Annotated in this window: 20 protein-coding genes and 3 tRNA genes; 11 read left to right on the top strand and 12 right to left on the bottom strand. The window is 69.2% G+C overall.

The window, feature by feature from the left end; translation table 11 throughout:
* Positions 1-13: 13 nt before the first annotated feature.
* Positions 14-88: transfer RNA gene (locus ACFVJX_RS16595), tRNA-Asp, on the top strand.
* A 139-nt stretch (positions 89-227) separates the two neighbouring features.
* Entirely contained in the window at positions 228-635 is a 408-nt protein-coding gene (locus ACFVJX_RS16590) for a DUF6274 family protein (RefSeq protein WP_384127931.1), read from the top strand.
* Positions 636-1,150: 515 nt separating this feature from the next.
* On the opposite strand, the gene bldC is transcribed toward ACFVJX_RS16590, so the two are convergent.
* On the bottom strand, positions 1,151-1,357 hold the full coding sequence (gene bldC / locus ACFVJX_RS16585) for a developmental transcriptional regulator BldC (protein WP_003949541.1): 207 nt from the start codon (positions 1,355-1,357) through the stop codon (positions 1,151-1,153).
* Between the two features lie 764 nt (positions 1,358-2,121).
* Positions 2,122-2,967: a hypothetical protein gene (locus ACFVJX_RS16580; protein ID WP_384127930.1), complete on the bottom strand. Its 846-nt coding sequence runs from the start codon at positions 2,965-2,967 to the stop codon at positions 2,122-2,124.
* A gap of 181 nt (positions 2,968-3,148) precedes the next feature.
* Here ACFVJX_RS16580 and ACFVJX_RS16575 point away from each other — a divergent pair, with 181 nt between their 5' ends.
* Positions 3,149-4,240, top strand: coding sequence for a Leu/Phe/Val dehydrogenase (locus ACFVJX_RS16575; protein WP_384127928.1), 1,092 nt, complete (start codon positions 3,149-3,151; stop codon positions 4,238-4,240).
* A gap of 314 nt (positions 4,241-4,554) precedes the next feature.
* Positions 4,555-4,812 (top strand): DUF3073 domain-containing protein, encoded by a 258-nt coding sequence (locus ACFVJX_RS16570; RefSeq protein WP_123460581.1) that lies wholly within the window; start codon positions 4,555-4,557, stop codon positions 4,810-4,812.
* A gap of 501 nt (positions 4,813-5,313) precedes the next feature.
* On the opposite strand, the gene purM is transcribed toward ACFVJX_RS16570, so the two are convergent.
* From purM to purS, 10 genes are all read right to left on the bottom strand, one after another.
* Complete coding sequence (gene purM, locus ACFVJX_RS16565) at positions 5,314-6,402, bottom strand: phosphoribosylformylglycinamidine cyclo-ligase (protein WP_384127927.1); 1,089 nt, start codon at positions 6,400-6,402, stop codon at positions 5,314-5,316.
* 59 nt (positions 6,403-6,461) lie between these two features.
* A complete protein-coding gene (purF, locus tag ACFVJX_RS16560) occupies positions 6,462-7,988 on the bottom strand; it encodes an amidophosphoribosyltransferase (RefSeq protein WP_384127925.1) in 1,527 nt (508 codons plus the stop codon).
* Between the two features lie 545 nt (positions 7,989-8,533).
* Complete coding sequence (locus tag ACFVJX_RS16555; RefSeq protein WP_384127924.1) at positions 8,534-9,343, bottom strand: META domain-containing protein; 810 nt, start codon at positions 9,341-9,343, stop codon at positions 8,534-8,536.
* Between the two features lie 214 nt (positions 9,344-9,557).
* Positions 9,558-10,358, bottom strand: a complete 801-nt coding sequence (locus tag ACFVJX_RS16550; RefSeq protein WP_384127923.1) for a sterol carrier family protein — start codon at positions 10,356-10,358, stop codon at positions 9,558-9,560.
* A gap of 174 nt (positions 10,359-10,532) precedes the next feature.
* The gene (locus ACFVJX_RS16545) at positions 10,533-11,171 is read right to left on the bottom strand and encodes a TetR/AcrR family transcriptional regulator (protein WP_384127922.1); all 639 of its coding nucleotides are present in this window, start codon (positions 11,169-11,171) and stop codon (positions 10,533-10,535) included.
* Between the two features lie 86 nt (positions 11,172-11,257).
* Positions 11,258-12,250, bottom strand: coding sequence for a M23 family metallopeptidase (locus ACFVJX_RS16540; RefSeq protein WP_384127920.1), 993 nt, complete (start codon positions 12,248-12,250; stop codon positions 11,258-11,260).
* A 97-nt stretch (positions 12,251-12,347) separates the two neighbouring features.
* Entirely contained in the window at positions 12,348-12,899 is a 552-nt protein-coding gene (locus tag ACFVJX_RS16535; RefSeq protein ID WP_384127919.1) for an ArsR/SmtB family transcription factor, read from the bottom strand.
* Positions 12,900-13,045: 146 nt separating this feature from the next.
* Positions 13,046-15,295 (bottom strand): phosphoribosylformylglycinamidine synthase subunit PurL, encoded by a 2,250-nt coding sequence (purL, locus tag ACFVJX_RS16530; protein ID WP_384127917.1) that lies wholly within the window; start codon positions 15,293-15,295, stop codon positions 13,046-13,048.
* On the bottom strand, positions 15,292-15,972 hold the full coding sequence (purQ, locus tag ACFVJX_RS16525) for a phosphoribosylformylglycinamidine synthase subunit PurQ (protein ID WP_384127915.1): 681 nt from the start codon (positions 15,970-15,972) through the stop codon (positions 15,292-15,294). The genes purL and purQ overlap by 4 nt, the downstream gene beginning before the upstream one ends.
* A complete protein-coding gene (gene purS / locus ACFVJX_RS16520) occupies positions 15,969-16,235 on the bottom strand; it encodes a phosphoribosylformylglycinamidine synthase subunit PurS (protein WP_384127913.1) in 267 nt (88 codons plus the stop codon). Before purS ends, purQ begins: the two co-directional genes overlap by 4 nt.
* 381 nt (positions 16,236-16,616) lie before the next feature.
* Between purS and ACFVJX_RS16515 the strand changes: the two genes are divergently transcribed.
* The 7 genes from ACFVJX_RS16515 to ACFVJX_RS16485 all read left to right on the top strand — a co-directional run bounded on the left by ACFVJX_RS16515 (position 16,617) and on the right by ACFVJX_RS16485 (position 21,405).
* A complete protein-coding gene (locus tag ACFVJX_RS16515) occupies positions 16,617-16,952 on the top strand; it encodes an Lsr2 family protein (protein ID WP_199884437.1) in 336 nt (111 codons plus the stop codon).
* Positions 16,953-17,127: 175 nt separating this feature from the next.
* A tRNA-Gly gene (locus ACFVJX_RS16510) sits at positions 17,128-17,199 on the top strand.
* Positions 17,200-17,280: 81 nt separating this feature from the next.
* Positions 17,281-17,353, top strand: a tRNA-Gly gene (locus ACFVJX_RS16505).
* Positions 17,354-17,540: 187 nt separating this feature from the next.
* Entirely contained in the window at positions 17,541-18,530 is a 990-nt protein-coding gene (locus ACFVJX_RS16500) for an ABC transporter ATP-binding protein (RefSeq protein ID WP_384127911.1), read from the top strand.
* Positions 18,527-19,345, top strand: coding sequence for an ABC transporter permease (locus ACFVJX_RS16495; protein WP_384127910.1), 819 nt, complete (start codon positions 18,527-18,529; stop codon positions 19,343-19,345). Before ACFVJX_RS16500 ends, ACFVJX_RS16495 begins: the two co-directional genes overlap by 4 nt.
* 25 nt (positions 19,346-19,370) lie before the next feature.
* Complete coding sequence (locus ACFVJX_RS16490) at positions 19,371-20,780, top strand: sensor histidine kinase (protein ID WP_384127965.1); 1,410 nt, start codon at positions 19,371-19,373, stop codon at positions 20,778-20,780.
* A gap of 13 nt (positions 20,781-20,793) precedes the next feature.
* Positions 20,794-21,405: a response regulator gene (locus ACFVJX_RS16485; protein WP_384127908.1), complete on the top strand. Its 612-nt coding sequence runs from the start codon at positions 20,794-20,796 to the stop codon at positions 21,403-21,405.
* Positions 21,406-21,410: the final 5 nt, after the last annotated feature.

Below are 21,410 nucleotides of genomic sequence, written 5' to 3'. Positions count from 1 at the left end.
GCCGCGAAAACCTGGTCCTGTGGAGCAGTTTGGAGTGCTCGCCACCCTGTCAAGGTGGAGGCCGCGGGTTCAAATCCCGTCAGGACCGCAGTAACGAAAGCCCGGATCCCCTGGATCCGGGCTTTCGCGCGTATTGACTCCGGTGTCCGCCGACGAGTACTCAGAAAACAGGGGCTGTCCCTGTTTTCCGGCGCGGGACAGCGCGCATCCACCGGGAGGTGGCGCGGATGACGGCATCCACGGACGAGGGTTTCCGGCCGGACGGGGCGAGCACCCGCGAACCGGCCCGGCCCCGGCTCCGGCGCAGCGCGCCCCGGCGCGAGATACGCGCCCTGCTGCGCGCCCATCTGGCAGCCGCCACCGGCTACCGCCACCTCACCCGGCACTGCGCGGTCTGCGCCCGGTTGCTGCGGCTCGCCATGGAGCCCGTGACCGCCTCCCCGGCCACCGGACCGGTTGAGGAGTCGTCCGCTCCGGCCGGCCCGCCGGAGGCGCCCTCAGGGCCGCGGGAGGCCGACGTGCGGGCACCGGTGGCACGGGCCGGCGGGGAGTCGCCACCGGGAGGCGCTGGAGCGGTCCACGAGGGCCGGCCGGGCGCCCGGCCGGCCGAGGACGAAAGTCCCCCCGCCGCATGACCAATGGCGCGACCGCGCGCCCCTATGCAGTGGCAGGCTCGTAGTTGGCAAGGGCCCTGCTGTGTGACGGGAGTCACCGAATCAGTTTTGAGAAGGGGTGACTTTACACCCTTCCTACAACTGGCGAATTTAATATGTGCAATTGCATCACTCGGAGGGGGTCGGCCCAGGAGCCCCCGAACCGCCCCGGCGCGACCTTCCCGGGACGAGGGCACACAGTCCCGCACAGACCCGAGCAAGCTCGCACGAGACCCCTCGGGAGCCAACCGGGCGTCCGGTTTCCAGCAGCCTGAACAGGGCGTGTGTCACAGCCGCAGGCGCTCACCGCGACCAGTCGCGAGAGCACAAAAAAGATCGCGCTGGACCCGGCGGAGTCCAGCGCGATCTCATGACGTAACCCGCATTGCACAGGTATGGCGCCCGTTGGGGCGGGCGCCCGTCATATGGAGCTATGGGTGGGCTTGTATGAGTTGGGGGACCCAAAAGCCCAGTTGTGCTGCGGCGACAGGGGTGTGTCAGGCCTCGCTGCGCTGCTGCGGAATACCCGCAAGCAGTGCGCGGACCTCTGCCTCGCGGTACCGGCGATGTCCACCGAGCGTGCGGATGGACGTGAGCTTGCCTGCCTTGGCCCAACGGGTAACCGTCTTCGGGTCCACGCGGAACATCGTGGCAACCTCAGCCGGGGTCAGCAGCGGCTCGGCATCAGGGGTGCGAGCGGTCATGAGCGGCCTCCTCGGGAGAACCGAACCATCTCGGTTCTTTCCTCTAAATTCTGCACCTTGACCCGCGTTGCCCGAAATGGCGGACGCGGGCCGAGTCGGTTATAGGACGAACGGCTTGTCCTCGGCACTACAACTACACCATCCGTCCAGCCACGTCGGCCAAACCGATGGAATTGCCCTCCCAGGTGTTCATCAGCGACGGAAGCCGATGGACCATGCCATAGCGGACAGTCACACCACCGTGACGATCAGTCACAGAGCGATCAGGAGTCATCAGACCCCCCATAGCGTGCAATGCTGAGCATTACGCCCACACTTGGACGAATGGAGCCCTCCCCGGACTCCTTGTCCTATTTTGGCACGAGGAGTGGGTAAGGGCGCAAGGGCCCCGTAAGTGCTATCCATCACGCTTGAGGCAAAGGCCCGGTTCGGGACGTAGGTCCTGATGCCACAGCTGTAGTGTTCCGCCTCTTCACCCTCACGCGTCACACAGGACCCAGGTTCACGTGTGACGCAGACCTCAGATTCTCGTCGCCGGGACGCTGCTTCACGCCCGCCGGGAGGCGGATTCGTGTCCGCCGCGATGCTGCTTCACGCCCGCCGGGACGCAGATTCATGTCCGCCGTCGCGATGCTGCTGCACGTCCGGCACGACACTGCTTCACATCCGGCACGGCCCGGATTGATGCCTGCCGGGTCGCAGGTTCACTCCGGCAGGGCCCGGATTCACGGATCGTCAGTCGTCGCCAGTGACTCCGTCGGTCATCAGTTCGCGAACTGACGGTCCCTTACGGCCTTCCAGCGCTCCGAGAGACGGGCATAGGCCTCACTCGCCCTCTCGGCCTCACCGGCCCGCAGCGCCGAGATTCCCTCGGCCACATCGGCGGCGCTCCGGTCCTCGGCGAGATGCGCGGCGGACAGCGCGTGCACCAGGCCGCCGTAGTCCAGCTCCACCAGCGCGCGCGGATGGAACTCCTCCAGCCAGCGGCCGACGTCCACCAGGCTCTCGGTGAGCGGCCCCTCGTCCACCGTCTCGCGCAGCGTCTTCAGCGCCCGTGCCAGTCGGCGGCGGGCCTGGACCATCGGCGTCCGGTACCGCAGCACGGCCGGCTCACCGTCCTCGCCCGCTTCCCGGTACTCGCGCTCCTCGTCCGAGACCAGGACGAACCAGCGCACCGGGACCTGCCACACCGCCGTCCTGATCCAGGGCCGGGCGTCCGGATTGCGCTCCGACCACCGCTCGTGATCGGCGAGGGCCTGCCCCCGCACCACCGGCGGCAGCACCGCGTCGAGCACCGGCCCGGGAAACATGTCCGCCAGACCGTCCAGCGCCAGCCAGCCGCGCAGCCGGGTCCGCCACGGGCAGACGCACACCACCCCGTCCACCTCGGCGACGAACGCGTCGGCGCTCTCGTGCGCCGGCACACCGACCGGCGGGGTCGCCGCCAAGTCCGCCAGCGAGCGGCGCAGTTCGTCCTGGACCGTGGGGATGGAGGGGCGGCCCGCGTAACGGGCCCAGTGGGCGCGTTCGGCCTCCGGGAAAGCCGCCAGTGGCTCGTAGACCCGGAGGTAGGACGCGTATGGGACGAGCACCGAAGACACCACCGACATGCAGCGATCGTGTCACGCCCGTACTCCGGACGTGGGTGATCCGCCCCGCCGGAACGGATCTCCGTCCGTGCGCGCCGAGCGGCCTTAAGCTCATGCGCACGGACCGTCCGTGCCGGTCGGTCCGGGGCCCTCCCCACCTTCAGGAGGGCTTTCCGCCGCCTCGTAATTGGGAGTCACCACAGTGACCGATGTGACCGACGGCGTCCTGCACACCCTGTTCCACTCGGATCAGGGGGGCCACGAACAAGTCGTGCTCTGCCAGGACCGTGCCAGCGGCCTCAAGGCCGTCATCGCCATCCACTCCACCGCCCTGGGCCCGGCCCTCGGCGGCACCCGCTTCTACCCGTACGCCTCCGAGGAGGAGGCCGTCGCGGACGCGCTGAACCTGGCGCGCGGCATGTCGTACAAGAACGCCCTCGCCGGCCTCGACCACGGTGGCGGCAAGGCCGTCATCATCGGCGACCCGGAAGCGTTCGAGGGCACTCGAAGGACAGAGCTGCTGCTGGCCTACGGACGGTCGGTCGCCTCACTCGGCGGCCGCTACGTGACGGCCTGCGATGTCGGGACGTACGTCGCCGACATGGACGTGGTGGCCCGCGAGTGCCGCTGGACCACCGGCCGCTCCCCCGAGAACGGCGGGGCCGGGGACTCCTCGGTGCTCACCGCGTTCGGTGTCTTCCAGGGCATGCGGGCCTCGGCCCAGCACCTCTGGGGCGACCCGACGCTGCGTGGCCGGAAAGTGGGGGTCGCCGGTGTCGGCAAAGTCGGCCACTACCTGGTCGAGCACCTGCTGGCGGACGGCGCCCACGTGGTGATCACCGATGTGCGGGAGGAGTCCGTGCGCCGGATCACCGAGAAGCACCCCGAGGTCGCCGTGGCGGCGGACACCGGGACGCTGATCCGTACCGAGGGCCTGGAGATCTACGCCCCGTGCGCGCTCGGCGGCGCACTGAACGACGACACCGTTCCGGTGCTCACCGCCTCGGTGGTGTGCGGCGCGGCCAACAACCAGCTCGCACACCCCGGCGTCGAGAAGGATCTGGCGGACCGCTCGATCCTCTACGCCCCCGACTACGTCGTGAACGCCGGTGGCGTCATCCAGGTCGCCGACGAACTCCACGGCTTCGACTTCGACCGGTGCAGGGCCAAGGCGACGAAGATCTTCGACACCACGCTGGCCATATTCGCACGTGCGAAGAGTGATGGCATTCCGCCGGCCGCCGCGGCCGACCGGATCGCCGAGCAGCGGATGGCGGACGCCCGCCGTCGCTGACCGCGCCGGGGGCCCTACCGGGCGTCATTCCCTGCGCAGGGCCTGCTGTACCCGCCGGCCGGCGAGACATGACTCACCCCGGTCGGCGGGTCGCATGCCCAGAAGAGGTTAAAATCGCAGTTGACCAGCGAGGACAGGGCTCCTCGCGGGTCCTCTTCCGGGGTGCGTGATGCGGGCGGCGTACCGTATGGCCGCGGAAGCAGGTACCGTTAAAGCTCTACAGGCACGGTCTCTCTGCCGAGAGTCCGTCCTGAAACATGAACGCGTGTCAAGACTCTGGGGCCGTCGAGCCCCGTCACCGAGGGGGTCGAGCCATGGGGCGCGGCCGGGCAAAGGCCAAGCAGACAAAGGTCGCCCGTCAGCTGAAGTACAGCAGCGGCGGGACTGACCTGTCGCGTCTGGCCAATGAGCTGGGCGCATCACCTTCGAGTCAACCACCGAACGCAGAGCCGTTCGAGGACGACGACGAGGAAGATGACCCGTACGCACAGTACGCGGATCAGTACAACGACGACGATGACGAGGACGAGGACGATCAGTCCGGTCCGTCGTCACAGCGCCGCGGCGCTTGACCTCGCGCTGACACATCAACCCGGTCCGGGCCTGCCCCGGACCGGGTTCTGTGCTGTCCCGGTCCGGAACGGCAACCCGACGCGGAGCTGCAACCCGGTCCGGAGCGGCAACCCGACGCGGAGCTGCAACCCGGTCCGGAGCGGCAGCTGTTCTCCCGGAGTCCCCGGCGCACGATCGAACGATGCCTGGTCCGGAGTTCCCGCCGAAGCGGGTCTCGCGCAAGCCGGAGCCGGAGGACCGGATGACGACCGGCCCGGAGCCCTCGGCGCAGGATCGAACAGTGACCACCCCGGAGTCCCGTCGGAAGCAGACGGCGGCGGCCGATCCGGGGTCCGCTCCGAAGCAGACGGCGGCGGCCGACCCGGGGTGCCGGGCGTATCCCGAGCCGGGCTTCCCTCCGGGGTGTCGTGTCGCCCGATCCGGAGCGAGTGCGGTCCTCGTCCGTCGGGCGGGCCCTGTCGACCCGCCCGGCGTCCGGGACCGTCTGCCCTGCCCGCGCTTCAGCGCGCGTACCCGCCCACGAGCTCCGCGCCCGTCGCGTGCGTGCCGCGGTCCGTGATCTCACCGGCGACCCAGGAGTCGACACCGCGGTCGGCCAGTGTCGTCAGCGCCGCGTCCACGGACTCCGCCGGGACGATCGCGATCATGCCGACACCCATGTTGAGCGTCTTCTCCAGCTCCAGCTGCTCGACCTGACCGGCCTTGCCGACGAGGTCGAAGACCGCGCCGGGCGTCCAGGTCGAACGGTCCACCGTCGCGTGCAGGCCGTCCGGGATGACCCGGGCGAGGTTGTTGGCCAGCCCGCCCCCGGTGACGTGACTGAAGCCGTGCACCTCGGTCGTACGCGTCAGCGCCAGGCAGTCCAGCGAGTAGATCCTGGTCGGCTCCAACAGCTCCTCGCCGAGCGTCCGGCCGAACTCCTCGACCTCGCGGTCCAGCGTCCAGCCGGCGCGGTCGAAGACGACGTGGCGGACGAGCGAGTACCCGTTGGAGTGAAGGCCGGACGACGCCATCGCGATGACCGCGTCACCCTCGCGGATGCGGTCCGGGCCCAGCAGCCGGTCGGCTTCCACCACGCCCGTACCGGCACCGGCGACATCGAAGTCGTCCGGGCCGAGCAGGCCGGGGTGCTCGGCCGTCTCGCCGCCGACCAGCGAGCAGCCCGCCAGCACACAGCCTTCGGCGATGCCCTTCACGATGGCCGCGACCCGCTCGGGGTGCACCTTGCCGACGCAGATGTAGTCGGTCATGAAGAGGGGCTCGGCGCCGCAGACCACCAGGTCGTCCACGACCATGCCGACGAGGTCGTGCCCGATCGTGTCGTACACGCCCATCTGACGGGCGAGGTCGACCTTGGTGCCGACACCGTCCGTGGCGGAGGCGAGCAGCGGACGCTCGTAGCGCTTGAGGGCAGAGGCGTCGAAGAGTCCGGCGAAGCCGCCGAGGCCACCGAGGCCCGCGACCTCGGGGCGCTGGGTCTTCTTCACCCACTCCTTCATCAGCTCGACGGCACGGTCGCCGGCCTCGATGTCGACGCCCGCTGCCGCGTAGGAAGCGCCTGTTGTCGAAGCGCCTGTTGTCTCAGACATTGCCTGGGATCTTTCGTGTGGAAGTACGGGGCTGGTGGAAGGGCTGCCGGGCGGTCCGGTCACGGACGGCGCAGCGCGTCGGCCGCGGCGGTCGCCGCAGGGCCTGCCGCCAGCTCGGTCTCCAGCAGCTGCTTGCCGAGCAGCTCCGGGTCCGGAAGCTCCATCGGGTACTCGCCGTCGAAGCAGGCGCGGCACAGATTCGGCTTGTCGATCGTCGTCGCCTCGATCATCGAGTCGATCGAGATGTAGGAGAGCGAGTCGGCCCCCATCGACGTGGCGATCTCGTCGACCGACATGCCGTTGGCGATCAGCTCGGCGCGGGTCGCGAAGTCGATGCCGAAGAAGCAGGGCCACTTCACCGGCGGGGACGAGATCCGGATGTGGATCTCGGCGGCGCCGGCCTCCCGGAGCATCCGGACGAGCGCGCGCTGCGTGTTGCCGCGGACGATCGAGTCGTCGACGACCACCAGGCGCTTGCCCTTGATGACTTCCTTGAGCGGGTTCAGCTTGAGACGGATGCCCAGCTGCCGGATGGTCTGCGAGGGCTGGATGAAGGTCCGCCCGACGTAGGCGTTCTTGACCAGTCCGGCGCCGAACGGAATTCCGCTGGCCTCCGCGTAGCCGATGGCGGCGGGGGTACCGGATTCCGGCGTCGCTATGACCAGATCTGCCTCGGCGGGTGCCTCGGCGGCCAGCCTGCGACCCATCTCCACCCGGGAGAGGTAGACGTTCCGCCCGGCGATGTCGGTGTCGGGACGGGCCAGATACACGTACTCGAAGACGCAGCCCTTGGGCTTCGCTTCCGCGAATCGGGAGCTGCGAAGGCCGTTCTCGTCGATGGCGACGAGCTCGCCCGGCTCGATCTCACGGACGAAGCTGGCGCCGCAGATGTCCAGGGCGGCGGACTCGGAGGCCACCACCCAGCCGCGCTCGAGCCTTCCGAGTACCAGCGGGCGGATGCCCTGCGGGTCGCGGGCCGCGTAGAGGGTGTGCTCGTCCATGTAGACGAGCGAGAAGGCGCCCTTCACCTCGGGGAGCACGCGGGTGGCGGCTTCCTCGATGGTGAGCGGCTTGCCCTCGTCATCGGTCTGGCCGGCGAGCAGCGCGGTCACCAGATCGGTGTCGTTGGTCGCGGCGACCTGAGTGGCCCGGCCGTCCTTGCGCGGAAGATCGGCGACCATCTCGGCGAGCTGGGCCGTGTTGACCAGGTTGCCGTTGTGACCGAGGGCGATCGAGCCGTGCGCGGTCGCACGGAACGTCGGCTGCGCGTTCTCCCACACCGAGGCACCGGTGGTGGAGTAGCGGGCATGACCGACCGCGATATGGCCCTGGAGCGATCCCAGAGACGTTTCGTCGAAGACCTGCGAGACCAGTCCCATGTCCTTGAAGACCAGGATCTGGGACCCGTTGCTCACTGCGATGCCCGCGGACTCCTGTCCACGGTGCTGCAGGGCATACAGTCCGAAATAGGTGAGCTTGGCGACCTCTTCGCCCGGAGCCCAGACACCGAAGACGCCGCAAGCGTCCTGGGGGCCTTTCTCTCCGGGGAGCAGGTCGTGGTTGAGTCGTCCATCACCACGAGGCACGCCACCGAGTGTAGGCGAGATCGACCACTGGTCCGAATGGGGACGCCCGATGCGAGCCCGGGGCGAGCGCCCCGGCGGCCACCTCTGGACACGAGCGGAACGGTCACACGGAGTGATCACACTCCGAGGCCGCCGCACGGGCCGGCAGGGCCCGACGAGGCCCGCAGGGCAGGCGTCGCCCGGATCACCGGCGAGTTGGCAACCGGCTGCCGCCGCCGGGCCGACCCGCCGGCGGGCCAACCCGTGGCACTCGGTGAGCCGATCGACGGACGCGCCCTGCGGGCTGGCCGAACGCTCGTTTCGTGGTGAGCCTCACACCGGAGGTCCCGGCATGTGGTCCCCGGGCCGGGGGCGAGGAGCAGGGGCGAGGGGTGAGGAGCATGGGGCGAAGGCCACGGCCACCCCCCTTCGAGGCCGCCGTTGGGACCGGCGTTGGCACCGGCGTTAGCACCGGCGTTGGGACCGACATCGAGACCGGTGCTCGGGACCGGTGCTCGAGACCGACCGAGCGGTCTGCGGATACGGGACCACTCGGTCGGGGCTTGTCAGTGGTCGGCTTCGGGTGCCGAGGCAGCGAACCCCTTGCCGCTGTCGCCCTTGGCGGTGAGAGACAGCGTGCGGTGGTGGATCTCGTAGGTCGTCCGCTTCCCGTCGATCACCTCCAGCAGGGCGCGCTCCAGCCGCATCCCGGGGTCCGGGCACATCTTGCGGGTGGTGACGAGCGGGCCGAAAGCGATGGTGGAGCCGGAGACGTCCGCCTTGCCGCGGAAGCTGTTGCAGCCGAGGGTGCCGTGCACATTGCCGTCCTTGTCGAACGCGATGCGGGCGGATTTCTCCGTACCTGCGGGAACGGAGGAGGAGGACGAGCCGGAGACCAGCGTGGTGACGCGCCAATCGGTACCGGCGAGCGGCGCCGGAGGCTGGGAGATGAGGGCGATGGTGTCGCCCTTCGCGGTGGTCAGGGTGAGCTTCTTGTTCGCGACGGCGGCGGTGAGCCTGCCGCTGAAGGCCCGTGACAACTGGGTCTCGAACCGCTGGATGTCCTTCTCGCAGCCCATCTCCGTGGTCGTGCCCGGCCCGACGGTAAGTGCGTCGCCATCGATACGGACGTCGGCGGTGAACCGGTTGCAGCCATAGCTCCCGGTCGCCCGGCCCTTGGAGCCGATCTCGACATGGGCGTCCGCCGGGGCGGCGGACCGTTTCCCGCCGACCGTCACCGAGTCGACGCTCCAGCGGACGTCGGTGACGGGTGCGTCGTTCCGTACGGTGCCGCTGCCGTCGCCGGAGCCGGATCCGGAACCCGACTCCGTGCCGCAAGCGGCGAGGGTGAGGAGGGTCAGGACGCTGACAGCCATACGTTGTCGGTACATGGCCATGAGACGGGTGGCACAGCCGATCCGGTTCCCCTCCCCCCTTGGACGGGCACCTCGACCCCTCGGATCTGGCGCACCCTCACCCCCTCGGAGCGGCACCTCGTCCCCTCAAGCGCGGCTCGTCCCCTCAAGCGCGGCTCGTCCCCTCAAGCGCGGCTCGTCCCTCAGGCGCGGCTCGTCCCTCAAGCGCGGCTGCTCACCCCATGAGGGGCAGCAGCTCGGCAAGGTCCGCACGCTCACCGCTGGCGCTGACCTTCGCCGCGTCGAGCGCCTGCGCCCACTCCGTACGCCCGGTGGCCAGCCGGAACCAGGTGACCGGATCGGTCTCGACGACATTGGGCGGGGTACCGCGGGTGTGCTTCGGCCCCTGGACGCACTGGACGACTGCGAACGGCGGGACCCTCACCTCGACCGAGCCGCCCGGCGCCTTCTCCGCCAGCGAGTCGGCGAGCAACCGGGTGCAGGCTGCGAGCGCCTGCCGGTCGTACGGGATATCGAGGCCCGCCGCCTGGTTGAGGTCGTACGTGTGGACCACGAGCTCCACGGTCCGGGTGACCAGGAAGTCTCCGAGCCGCATCGCGCCGACCCGGGTGGGCAACAGCCGGTCTTCGGAGACACCGCTCACGCGCGCCTCGAAGCGGTCGGCGACCTCGCCGTACAACGTCTCCACATCCGGCCGGCCGGCCGCCAGCGCCGTGGTGTCATCCGCGATCCGTGCAGCCCGCCCCGCGGTCGAGAACGGCCACTCCAGCAGCGTGACTTCAGGCTTGGCGAGAGTCGGCTCGGGCAGCTCCAGATTCCTGCTGACGTGCGAGAGCGCCATGGTCAGGTGGACGGCGAGCTCCCGCACCGTCCAGTCGCCGAGACCGCTCGGCCCGTCGAGCTGCTGAGGCGTCAACGAGCCCACTGCTCTTCGTACATGGGCGAACTGCGCCAGGACCGCGGCGCGGGTCCTGACCGGGTCGTAGCGGCGGGCGCGCTTCTGGCTGGGCGGCATGACGAGGAGCCTACGACGTCCCCGAGCGAGCGGCTGCGGTGAAGCGGGCCGAGGCGGCCGTGCCGACCGGGCCGACAGAGTGGCTGCCGTAGTACGAGCGGGGCCGGCCCCAGGTCAGGCCCGGGCGTCCCCCGTCAGCCCCGGGCGCCCCGCATCAGGCCGTGCGTCCCCCCGTCAGCCCCGGGTCGCGAAGTCGCCCAAGCCCTTCTCGAGCAGGTCGAATCCGTGGCCCGCGATGTCCACGGCGGTCGCGGCGATTTCCTCGACCGACTCCCCGGCCAGCAGCCGCCGGTGGTTCTCCGTGATCAGGGCGTTCCGGGTGCCGATGAGCTGAGAGGCCGCGATGCGCGCGATGGTCGGGTCCTCTCCCTCCTCGACCAGAACGTCGGTCAACTGGTCGAAGGAGCGCACGAAGAAGGCGTGGGCGCGAGTGAGGAGCGATGGCGTCTGCTGGATCAGCTGAAGGAGCCCGAGCGCCACCGGCGAATCGCTCATCCCCACCGAGGGGTCCCGGTTCTCGATGCTCGCCAGGAAGTGGTGGCGTACCGCGGCCACCGCCGACTCACCGTGCGCCCGCTCGCGCACCACCCTCGCAACGTCACCGATGTGTTCCTCCATCGGCGCGAAGACCAAGTCCTCTTTGCTGTCGAAGTAGTTGAAGACCGTCATCTTCGACACATCGGCCGCTTCGGCGATCTCGGCGACCGAGACCTGGTCGAAGCCTCGCTCGGTGAAGAGCCTCGTGGCCTCCGCCAGCAGACGGCGGTGCGTCTGGATCTTCTTGCGCTCACGCAGGCTCAGCCCCTCGGTCATGGCATCACTGTACCAGGATGAAACTTAATCCCAGATAAAAATTTGGCTCAGTGAATTTACGTCGAAAAGCGCCGTGCCGAGTCGAATCAGGAGGCCTGCGCCCCTCCCGGCCGAACGGCGTGACTTCCGGAAACGGGTGCTCCGACCGTGAATGCCTCGCCGTTCGCCGGAACGCCTATCCCCCGCCAGGTGAACGGAATTCCTACCGCCACATCAAGATCAGGGTTGTCCATCAGCTGGAAATGCACATGCGGTTCGGTGGAGTTTCCGGAGTTTCCGCACTCGGCGAGAGGCTGTCCGACCCGGACCGTCTCTCCCGCCCGAACCTGGAGGGAGCCGTGCCGCAGATGGGCGTACATGGCGTACGTACCGTCGCCCAGGTCCAGCACGACGTGGTTTCCGACGAGAGCCCCCGCGCCGAGCACGTCCCGTACGGACGCCTCGATCAGCATCAGGTAGACAAGCGCGGGGAACGAGTTGCGGCTGAGGTGATCACGGCGACCGTCCGAGGCATGCACCACCGTGCCGTCAGCCACTGCGAGAACCGGGGATCCGTACGCCGGGAAGTGGTGGTTGCGCCGGGCGACGGGCCACAGCGGGCGGAACATGGGACGCGTCCGCACGGCCTCGCCTTCCCGCCCGGGTCGCGGCGCGGCCACCGTCCCTGATGCGGACCCCGATATCGCTGCCGGTACCGGTTTCGATCTCGGTCCCGGTTTCGATCCCGGTCCCGCAGACGCATCTTCCCTGTCGAGGGGCTGAGGATCGGACACGATGTCGATCGCGTACGTCTGTCCGTAGGCGTGCACGCCATGGCTGGGCACCTTGTCCGCCGGACTGTTCAGAGCGGTCCAGCGCCCCGTGACCGGCGGCTCGACCTCCACCGCCGGCCGCGGGTCCGCCACCGCGGCCCGGCCTCTGCGGCCTGTCGTCAGACTCAGGGCGACCGCGGCGACCGCGGGTACCCAGGTCACCCAGTACGGGAACGGCGGCTCGGTGAAGAGACTGATGGCCACCATCACGAAGAAGGCGATCCAACAGACCCGGTACAGCACCATGACAGCTTTACGGACGGACATGACTTCCCCCTGCATCGCCTGTTTCGTCGTATTCGGAATTACCGAGTTCGGATTTTTCTCAAGCGGATTCGCCGAAGGCGTTCACCGTGGACACTCCTCATGGCCTGGCCGCTGTGAGGACCACCAGCAGCGGCACCACGCGGGTGCCGGGGACCTCGTAACGCCCCCGCCCTGTCGTGTGCAGCCACCCCGCGCCGGTCAGTTGACGCAGGTGGTGGTAGATCTGCCCCGTCGTGCCGGTCTCGTCGAGCGCGGCGAGCTCGGCTGCCGTGCGCCGGCCACCGAGGATCTCCCGGAGCAGCCGCAGTCGTACCGGATGGCCGAGCGCGGAGAACGACTCGGCGGCCTCCGACCAGTCGACGCTGGCCTCTCCGGGGCCATCCGGACCGTGCTCCGCGTCCGCGCCCCCGGCGTTCAGCAACTGCTCCGTGAGCGCGCTGTACTGCCACTCATACCGCTCCCCCGTCGGCAGCCGTACCGCACCCGTGTACAGCACACCGCCATTGGCCGTCCCGGCCCCGGAGAGCTGGTCCTTCAGTCCCTCCAGAGCCCAGAAATCGGCCCCCGTCGGCCGCGGCCCGGCCGGGTGATCACCCACGAGCGCCTCGAGCCGACGCTCCAACTCCGAGACGCGCTCCTCCAGATCCATGACTCAAGATTACGTAATTACGTAATCTTGGGCAAGGGGGTACGGGAAACCGGCCCAGAAAAACGGCGAACCCCCACCCGGTCCGGCCGGGTGGGGGCTCTGTGACGTCGGCCGGCTGCGGGCCGGCGCGTGTCTGCCGAGCGGTTCTACGCGAGCAGCGCGGGGATCGTCCCCTCGTGCGCCGTCCGCAGCTCGCTCAGCGGAATGCTGAACTCGCCCTGGATCTCGATCTCCTCGCCGTCCACGACACCGACGCGGGCCACGGGCAGACCCCGCGCCCCGCACATGTCGTTGAAGCGGAGCTCCTCGCTGCGCGGGATCGAGACGATCGCGCGTCCCGCCGACTCCGAGAACAGGAAGGTGAACGCGTCCAGTCCGTCCGGCACGACCAGCCGGGCACCCTTCCCGCCGCGCAGGCAGGACTCGGTGACCGCCTGGATCAGACCGCCGTCGGACAGGTCGTGCGCCGCGTCGATCATTCCGTCGCGCGAGGCCGAGATGAGGATCTCGCCGAGCAGCTTCTCGCGGCCCAGGTCGACCTTGGGCGGCATGCCGCCGAGGTGGTTGTGGACGACCTCGGACCAGGCCGAGCCGCCGAACTCCTCACGTGTGTCGCCCAGCAGATAGAGGAGCTGGCCCTCTTCTGCGAAGGCGACCGGCGTGCGCCGGGTGACGTCGTCGATCACACCGAGCACGGCCACGACCGGCGTCGGGTGGATCGCCGTCTCACCGGTCTGGTTGTACAGCGACACGTTGCCGCCGGTGACCGGGGTGCCCAGCTCCAGGCAGCCGTCCGCCAGACCGCGAGTGGCCTCGGCGAACTGCCACATGACGTCCGGATCCTCGGGCGAACCGAAGTTCAGGCAGTCCGAGATGGCGAGCGGCTTGGCGCCGGAGGCGGCGACGTTGCGGTACGACTCCGCCAGTGCGAGCTGCGCGCCGGTGTACGGGTCGAGCTTCGCGTACCGGCCGTTGCCGTCGGTCGCCATGGCCACGCCGAGGTTGGACTCCTCGTCGATACGGACCATGCCGGCGTCCTCGGGCATCGCGAGCACGGTGTTGCCCTGCACGAACCGGTCGTACTGGTCGGTGATCCAGGACTTCGAGGCCTGGTTCGGGGAGGACACCAGCCGCAGGACCTGCTCGCGCAGTTCGGCGCCGTCGGCCGGACGGGCCAGCCTGCCGGCGTCGTCGGCCTGCAGGGCGTCCTGCCAGGACGGACGGGCGAACGGGCGGTGGTACGTCGGGCCCTCGTGGGCGACGGAGCGCGGCGGCACGTCCACGATCTGCTCGCCGTGCCAGAAGATCTCCAGCTGCGAGCCCTCGGTGACCTCACCGATGACGGTGGCGATGACGTCCCACTTCTCGCAGATCTCCAGGAAGCGGTCCACGTGCTGCGGCTCGACGATCGCGCACATGCGCTCCTGCGACTCGCTCATGAGGATTTCCTCGGGCGAGAGGGAGGAGTCGCGCAGCGGCACGGTGTCCAGCTCGACGCGCATGCCGCCGGAGCCCGCGGATGCCAGCTCGGATGTGGCGCAGGAGAGCCCGGCGCCGCCGAGGTCCTGGATGCCCGCGACGAGCTTCTCCTTGAAGATCTCCAGGGTGCACTCGATGAGGAGCTTCTCCTGGAACGGGTCGCCTACCTGGACGGCGGGGCGCTTGGCCGGGCCGGTCGACTCGAAGGTCTCCGAGGCCAGCACCGAGACGCCGCCGATGCCGTCGCCACCGGTGCGGGCGCCGTACAGGATGACCTTGTTGCCGGGGCCGGAGGCCTGGGCGAGGTGGATGTCCTCGTGCTTCATCACACCGATGCAGCCGGCGTTGACGAGCGGGTTGCCCTGGTAACAGGCGTCGAAGACGACCTCGCCGCCGATGTTCGGCAGGCCGAGACAGTTTCCGTAGCCGCCGATGCCCGCGACGACGCCCGGCAGGACGCGCTTGGTGTCGGGGTGGTCCGCCGCACCGAAGCGCAGCGGGTCGACGACCGCCACCGGGCGGGCACCCATGGCGAGGATGTCGCGGACGATGCCGCCGACGCCGGTGGCCGCGCCCTGATAGGGCTCGATGTACGAGGGGTGGTTGTGCGACTCGACCTTGAAGGTGACCGCGTAGCCCTGGCCGACGTCGACCACACCGGCGTTCTCGCCGATGCCGACGAGCATCGCGTCGTTCTCCGGGACCTTCTCGCCGAACTGCTTGAGGTGGACCTTGCTGCTCTTGTAGGAGCAGTGCTCGGACCACATCACGGAGTACATGGCGAGCTCGGCGCCGGTGGGACGGCGGCCCAGGATCTCGCGGATCCGGGCGTACTCGTCCTCCTTGAGGCCGAGCTCCTTCCAGGGCTGCCCGGTGTCCGGGGTTTCGGCCGCGTGCTTGACCGTGTCCAGGCTCATGCGTTGACCAGCTTCTTGATGATCGAGGTGAAGAATCCGAGACCGTCGGTGCGACCGGTGCCGATCAGCGGCTCGACGGCGTGCTCCGGGTGCGGCATCAGACCGACGACGTTGCCCGCGGCGTTGGTGATGCCGGCGATGTCGCGCAGCGAGCCGTTGGGGTTCACGTCCACGTAGCGGAACGCGACTCGGCCCTCGGCCTCCAGCTCGTCGAGCGTGCGCTCGTCGGCCGTGTAGCGGCCGTCCATGTTCTTGAGCGGTACGGAGATCTCCTGGCCCGCGGAGTAGTCCGAGGTCCATGCGGTGCCCGCGTTCTCGACGCGCAGCTTCTGGTCACGGCAGATGAAGTGCAGGTGGTTGTTGCGCAGCATCGCCCCGGGCAGCAGGTGTGCCTCGGTCAGGATCTGGAAACCGTTGCAGATACCGAGAACCGGCATACCCGCCTTCGCCTGCTCGATCACGGTCTCCATGACCGGCGAGAAGCGGGAGATCGCTCCGGCCCGCAGATAGTCGCCGTAGGAGAAACCGCCCGCCAGGATGACAGCGTCGACCTGGTGCAGGTCCTTGTCGCGGTGCCAGAGCGAAACGGGCTCGGCGCCCGCCACCCGTACGGCTCGCAGGCTGTCCTGGTCGTCGAGGGTGCCCGGAAAGGTGACGACTCCGATACGAGCAGTCACTTCGACTCCTCGGCCTTCTCCACCTTCACGGTGAAGTCCTCGATCACGGTGTTGGCGAGGAACGTCTCCGCCAGCTCGTGAATACGGGTGAGGGCGGCCTCGTCGACCGGCCCCTCGACCTCCAGCTCGAAACGCTTTCCCTGACGTACGTCCGCGATTCCCTCGAAGCCGAGACGGGGCAGCGCACGCTGCACAGCCTGTCCCTGCGGGTCGAGGATCTCGGGCTTGAGCATGACGTCGACTACGACGCGTGCCACTGGCACTCCCGGTGTGGTGGTGTGGTGCGGCTGTTTCTCCGGGGGGTTCCCCAGGACCCCCGCGGGTCCCCTCAGCGTACCTGTCCAGAAATTCTACGCGGGTAGATATCGGGCGAACCAGATCACGCGGAGATTTCGGCCGTGACAACGGATGCAAAAAGTCCTGCGAAAAAAATCCCCAGAAGCGGCACACATAGCGGGCTGACACGCGCAGGTAATTGGACGGGCTTCACAATGCGGTGTCCATCGCTGTACAAATGATTACCGGGGAAAGCAGCATTGCCCCTGAAGGGCCGACACCGGTCGGCTCTCATCCGCGCTCACAGCCGGAAGGCCGGCATCCGCGCATGTCAGACGCGCCGATGCCGCAGGAAAGGACCGATATCCGTGGCTCAGCGCGTAGTGGTCACACTCTCCGACGACATCGACGGGGGAGCGGCAGCGGAAACGGTCACCTTCGCACTGGACGGGAAATCGTACGAGATCGACCTCAATCCGTCCAATGCAAAGAAACTGCGCAAGGCCCTGGCCCCGTACGTGGCGGCCGGCCGAAAGCAGACAAATGCCAGCAAGCACGGCAAGGTTCCCGTCTCGTACCGCCACACCTCGCTCGCACCCGACCCGGCGGCCGTACGCGCCTGGGCCCGGTCGCACCGGATGGAGGTGCCGGCCCGCGGCCGGATTCCCAAGAAGGTCTACGAGGCGTTCCAAGAAGCCAGTTGAGCCCGGGGGCCGGACGACCGGCCGGACGGCGACGTCCGACCGCCCGTCTCCGGCATCCCCTCCGGCATCCCCGACGACGCCCTGCGGGAGTCGACTTGCGCGACACCCCTGCAGGTCGGCTAGAGTCTGGAGCACGCCGAAGGGCAAGGCCGAAAAGCCGGGCCCCAAGCAGCGTGCGGGTGTAGTTCAGTAGTAGAACATCCCCCTTCCAGGGGGAAGGCGCAGTGTGCAATTCCTGTCACCCGCTCTGCATCACTCCTCCTCAACCACTCCGGTGGATCAGGTAGAGTAGTGCTCGCTCCACCGGTGAAAGCCGAGTGGTTGCAATGCGGACGTAGCTCAGTTGGTAGAGCGCAACCTTGCCAAGGTTGAGGTCGCCAGTTCGAACCTGGTCGTCCGCTCTTGATCGAAGGCCCTGGTCGATATCGACCAGGGCCTTCGTCGTATTCGAAGTATTCGCCTCCGCTCACATCCGCACCCCTCTCCACTGTTTCCCCCCTGCCCTCCGCCCCCTCCCATGACGTTTGTCATGGAGTGTGATGACAGCTCGCACTGCTCCCGGCCCTCGCCGGGAGGAAGCCTTGAGTCATGACCTTCGACGACATTCCTCATGAGTGCGTGATCGAGGCCGCCGGTGTCCGGCGCAGGTATGCGGGCGGCTTCGAAGCTGTGACCGGCGTCTCCTTCTCCGTGGCACGCGGCGAGCTGTTCGCCCTGCTCGGCACGAACGGCGCGGGCAAGACGTCCACCGTCGAACTGCTGGAGGGACTGGCCCGCCCCGACGGCGGCACGATACGGGTGCTCGGCCACGATCCGTACGAGGAACGCGCCGCCGTCCGCCCGCGGATAGGGGTGATGCTCCAGGAGGGCGGCTTCCCCTCCGACCTGACGACCACCGAGACCGTACGGATGTGGGCGGGCTGCACCAGCGGCGCCCGGCCGACCGGCGAGGCGCTGGAGCTGGTCGGGCTCGGCCACCGGGCGCGCGTGCGGGTCAAGCAGCTCTCAGGCGGTGAGCGCCGACGGCTGGACCTGGCCCTGGCCCTTCTCGGCCGGCCCGAGGTGCTCTTCCTCAACGAGCCGACCACCGGCCTCGACGCCGAGGGTCGGCGTGACACCTGGGCCCTGGTGCGCCGGCTCCAGGAGGGCGGCATCACCGTGCTGCTCACCACGCACTACCTGGAGGAGGCCGAGGCGCTGGCCGACCGATTGGCGATCATGCACCGGGGGCGGGTCGTCGCCTCGGGGACCACCGCGGAGGTGACGGCCTCGCGCCCGTCCCGCATTCGGTTCGAGCTGCCTGCCGGAGCCGCACCGGAACAGCTGCCGCTGAGTCTGCGCGCCGCGGCCGACGGCCCGCGGATCGAGATCCGCACCCACCGGCTCCAGGAATCACTGGCCGAACTACTGCGCTGGGCCACGCAGTCGGACGTCCGGCTGATCGGGCTCGATGCCCGGTCGGCCTCCCTCGAAGAGGCGTTCCTCGACATCGCGAGATCCGCGGCGGACGGCACGAACGCAACGAACGCGGCAGACACGACGGACACGTCCGAGACCGGAAAGGTGGCTGTGGCATGACGACCGCGACAACCTCTGCACACACCGCGACGAGAGGGGCCCGGCCCCGGACCACGACGCCCCGGGGCCGGCTGACCGCCCTGGGACGAGCTGAGTTGACCCTGCTCGCCCGCAACAGGACGGCGGTCTTCGTCGCGCTGATCATGCCCGCGGCCATGGTCATGGCCATGAAGTCGGCGTTTGCGAAAATAGACCTCGCGGGAACCGGCCTCACCGTCGCGGGAGCGGCACTCACCGGCGCCATAGGGACGGTGTTGATCCAGGCCATCTACATGAACATGTCCGCCGCCTACGTGGCGCGGCGCGAGGAGCTGGTCCTGAAACGACTGCGCACCGGCGAGGTCACGGACGGGGAGATCCTGGCCGGCACGGCACTGCCCTCGGCCGCACTGGCCCTGGCGCAGACCGCGGTGATCGTCGTGGCCGGTACCGCCTTCTTCGGTCTCGGGGCACCCGAGCGCCCCGAGATGCTCCTCTTCGGGCTACTGCTGAGCGTGGTGCTGCTGACAGCACTGGCGGCGGCCACCTCCGTAATCACCCGCACGGTACAGACGGCCCAGCTGACCACGTTGCCGCTCTTCCTCGTCTCGCTGGTGGGATCGGGGCTCTTCGTGCCGTTGGAGGTCTTTCCCGACCGTCTCGCCTCCGCCTGTGAGCTCCTTCCGCTGACCGGAGCGATGACCCTGATACGGGCGGGCTGGCTCGGCGGCGCCGACGGTGCAGAGCTGCTCAGGGCCGCGCTGACCGGCTTGGTCTGGACGGTGGTCGCGGTGTTTGCTGTGAAGCAGTGGTTCCGCTGGGATCCGCGACGCTGAGGGGTGTGGGGGTGATGTCGTGCTGATGCGCGTACGTGGCTGGCGCCGCGGCTGGCAGGAACGCAGCAAGCTCGAGCGGATCGACCTGTACTCGCGGCTGACCGTATCGGCGATCCCCTGGCTCTTCACCGTGTGCTGGCAACTGGCCCCCTTCAAGGAGGACATCCGCCGTACCCCTCTCCCGCTGACGCTCGGCTCGGCACTGCTGCTCGTGTGCCTGGCGCAGTGCCTCCTGAGCAACCGCAACGTGCAGCTCTCGTACGCGCACTACCTGGGTGTCGCCGTCTTTCCCCGGCAGCGGATGATCGCGCCGACGGCCCTGTTGCTGCTGGGGCTGGCCCTGCTGGCGACGCTGGCCGGTGTGGACGGGGTCGATGGAGCGGGACTGCTGCTGATGAGCCTCAACGCTCCGATGGCGTTCGTGATGACTCAGGTGCTGCTGGTCCCGGTCCGTACGTTCCTGGTCCAGTCGCTCGCCCTGGCCGCGCTGACCACCGGTGTCCTCGCCGTGGCCGGGGTGCGGGGCGGCGCCCTGGCGGGCGTCGCGCCCACGACGCTCTTCGGCTGCGTGCTGGTCCTGATCTCCGTACGGCCGAACGCCTGGAGCCTGAGCGTGATGTGGCAGGCCGAGGAGGCCCGGGACATGCAGGCCCGGCTCGCGGTCGCCGAGGAGCGGCTCAGGTTCGGCCGGGACATGCACGACGTGCTGGGCCGCAACCTCGCCGTGATCGCCCTCAAGAGCGAGCTGGCGGTGGAGCTCGCCCAGCGCGGCAGGCCCCAGGCAGTGGACCAGATGGTCGAGGTCCAGCGGATAGCCCGCGCCTCCCAGCAGGAGGTCCGCGATGTCGTACGGGGATACCGGGAAGCGGATCTGAGCACGGAACTGGCCGGAGCGAAAGGCGTGTTGCAGGCGGCCGGCATCGAGTGTGCGATCGCGGGCGACAGCGACGCCGACCTGGCCGCGCCCGTGCAGGCGGCCCTCGGCTGGGTGGTGCGCGAGGCGGCCACGAACGTGCTGCGGCACGGCGACCCACGACGCTGCACGATCCGGCTGACCTCTTCGGCGGACGAGGTGGTGCTGGACGTGGAGAACGACGGCGCACCGGCGGCCGTCCCGGCGACAGGGGCAGGGACAGGGGCCTCAGAGGACTGGTCGGGGGACGGGGGCCCGGGTGGCGGCGGTTCCGGGCTGGCGGGGCTGCGCGAACGGCTCGGCGCACTGGACGGCTCGCTGGACGCGGGCACGGCCGGGGACGGGCTGTTCCGGCTGACCGCGAGAATCCCGCTGCCCGGCCCGGACGCGCGCGGCAAGCCCGATGCGGGTGTGGAGACCGAGACCGGCGATGAGGCCGGTGACGCGTCGTGGACGCCTTCCGGTGACGTATCGCGTGGGGATGTCCGTACGGCCCCGGCACTTCTGCCCCGGCACTTCTGAAGGAGCGACGACGATGACTGCGGTGCGGGTGCTGCTCGCCGATGACGAGCACCTGATCCGGGGCGCGCTCGCCGCGTTGCTCGCGCTGGAGGACGACCTGGTCGTGGTCGCGGAGGCGGCCACCGGGCCCGAGGCACTCGCCATGGCCCGCGCGCACCGCCCCGATGTGGCGGTCCTGGATCTGGAGATGCCGGGGGCGGACGGTGTGAGCGTCGCCACATCACTGCGGGCCGAACTCCCGGGCTGCCGCACCATGATCGTGACCAGTCACGGTCGGCCGGGCCATCTGAAGCGGGCCCTTGCGGCGGGCGTGCGGGCGTTCGTACCGAAAACCGTCAGCGCCCGTCAGCTGGCCGGGATCATCCGTTCGGTGCACGCCGGGAACCGTTACGTGGACCCGGAGTTGGCGGCCGACGCGATTGCCGCCGGGGACTCGCCGCTGACCGTGCGCGAGGCCGAGGTGCTGGAACTCGCGGCGGGCGGGGCGCCGGTCGCGGAGATCGCGGAGCGGGCGTCGCTGTCGCAGGGCACGGTAAGGAACTACCTCTCGGCGGCGGCCACGAAGCTCGGGGCGGAGAACCGTCACGCGGCGGTGCGTCTCGCACGCGAGCGGGGTTGGGTATAGTAGTC

Source organism: Streptomyces sp. NPDC127177 (genome assembly GCF_042672475.1).
Taxonomy (GTDB): domain Bacteria; phylum Actinomycetota; class Actinomycetes; order Streptomycetales; family Streptomycetaceae; genus Streptomyces.
This window is presented reverse-complemented; position numbering and strand designations above follow the sequence as displayed.

Excerpts from the sequence above, each read along its gene's own strand:
- bldC (WP_003949541.1), bottom strand. The coding sequence starts at position 1,357 with ATGACCGCTCGCACCCCTGATGCCGAGCCGCTGCTGACCCCGGCTGAG.
- ACFVJX_RS16540 (WP_384127920.1), bottom strand. The coding sequence starts at position 12,250 with ATGTCCGTCCGTAAAGCTGTCATGGTGCTGTACCGGGTCTGTTGGATC.
- purL (WP_384127917.1), bottom strand. The coding sequence starts at position 15,295 with ATGAGCCTGGACACGGTCAAGCACGCGGCCGAAACCCCGGACACCGGG.
- ACFVJX_RS16490 (WP_384127965.1), top strand. The coding sequence starts at position 19,371 with ATGCGCGTACGTGGCTGGCGCCGCGGCTGGCAGGAACGCAGCAAGCTC.
- ACFVJX_RS16495 (WP_384127910.1), top strand. The coding sequence starts at position 18,527 with ATGACGACCGCGACAACCTCTGCACACACCGCGACGAGAGGGGCCCGG.
- ACFVJX_RS16570 (WP_123460581.1), top strand. The coding sequence starts at position 4,555 with ATGGGGCGCGGCCGGGCAAAGGCCAAGCAGACAAAGGTCGCCCGTCAG.
- ACFVJX_RS16590 (WP_384127931.1), top strand. The coding sequence starts at position 228 with ATGACGGCATCCACGGACGAGGGTTTCCGGCCGGACGGGGCGAGCACC.
- ACFVJX_RS16555 (WP_384127924.1), bottom strand. The coding sequence starts at position 9,343 with ATGGCTGTCAGCGTCCTGACCCTCCTCACCCTCGCCGCTTGCGGCACG.
- purM (WP_384127927.1), bottom strand. The coding sequence starts at position 6,402 with ATGTCTGAGACAACAGGCGCTTCGACAACAGGCGCTTCCTACGCGGCA.
- ACFVJX_RS16550 (WP_384127923.1), bottom strand. The coding sequence starts at position 10,358 with ATGCCGCCCAGCCAGAAGCGCGCCCGCCGCTACGACCCGGTCAGGACC.
- ACFVJX_RS16580 (WP_384127930.1), bottom strand. The coding sequence starts at position 2,967 with ATGTCGGTGGTGTCTTCGGTGCTCGTCCCATACGCGTCCTACCTCCGG.
- ACFVJX_RS16500 (WP_384127911.1), top strand. The coding sequence starts at position 17,541 with ATGACCTTCGACGACATTCCTCATGAGTGCGTGATCGAGGCCGCCGGT.
- ACFVJX_RS16485 (WP_384127908.1), top strand. The coding sequence starts at position 20,794 with ATGACTGCGGTGCGGGTGCTGCTCGCCGATGACGAGCACCTGATCCGG.
- ACFVJX_RS16535 (WP_384127919.1), bottom strand. The coding sequence starts at position 12,899 with ATGGATCTGGAGGAGCGCGTCTCGGAGTTGGAGCGTCGGCTCGAGGCG.
- ACFVJX_RS16545 (WP_384127922.1), bottom strand. The coding sequence starts at position 11,171 with ATGACCGAGGGGCTGAGCCTGCGTGAGCGCAAGAAGATCCAGACGCAC.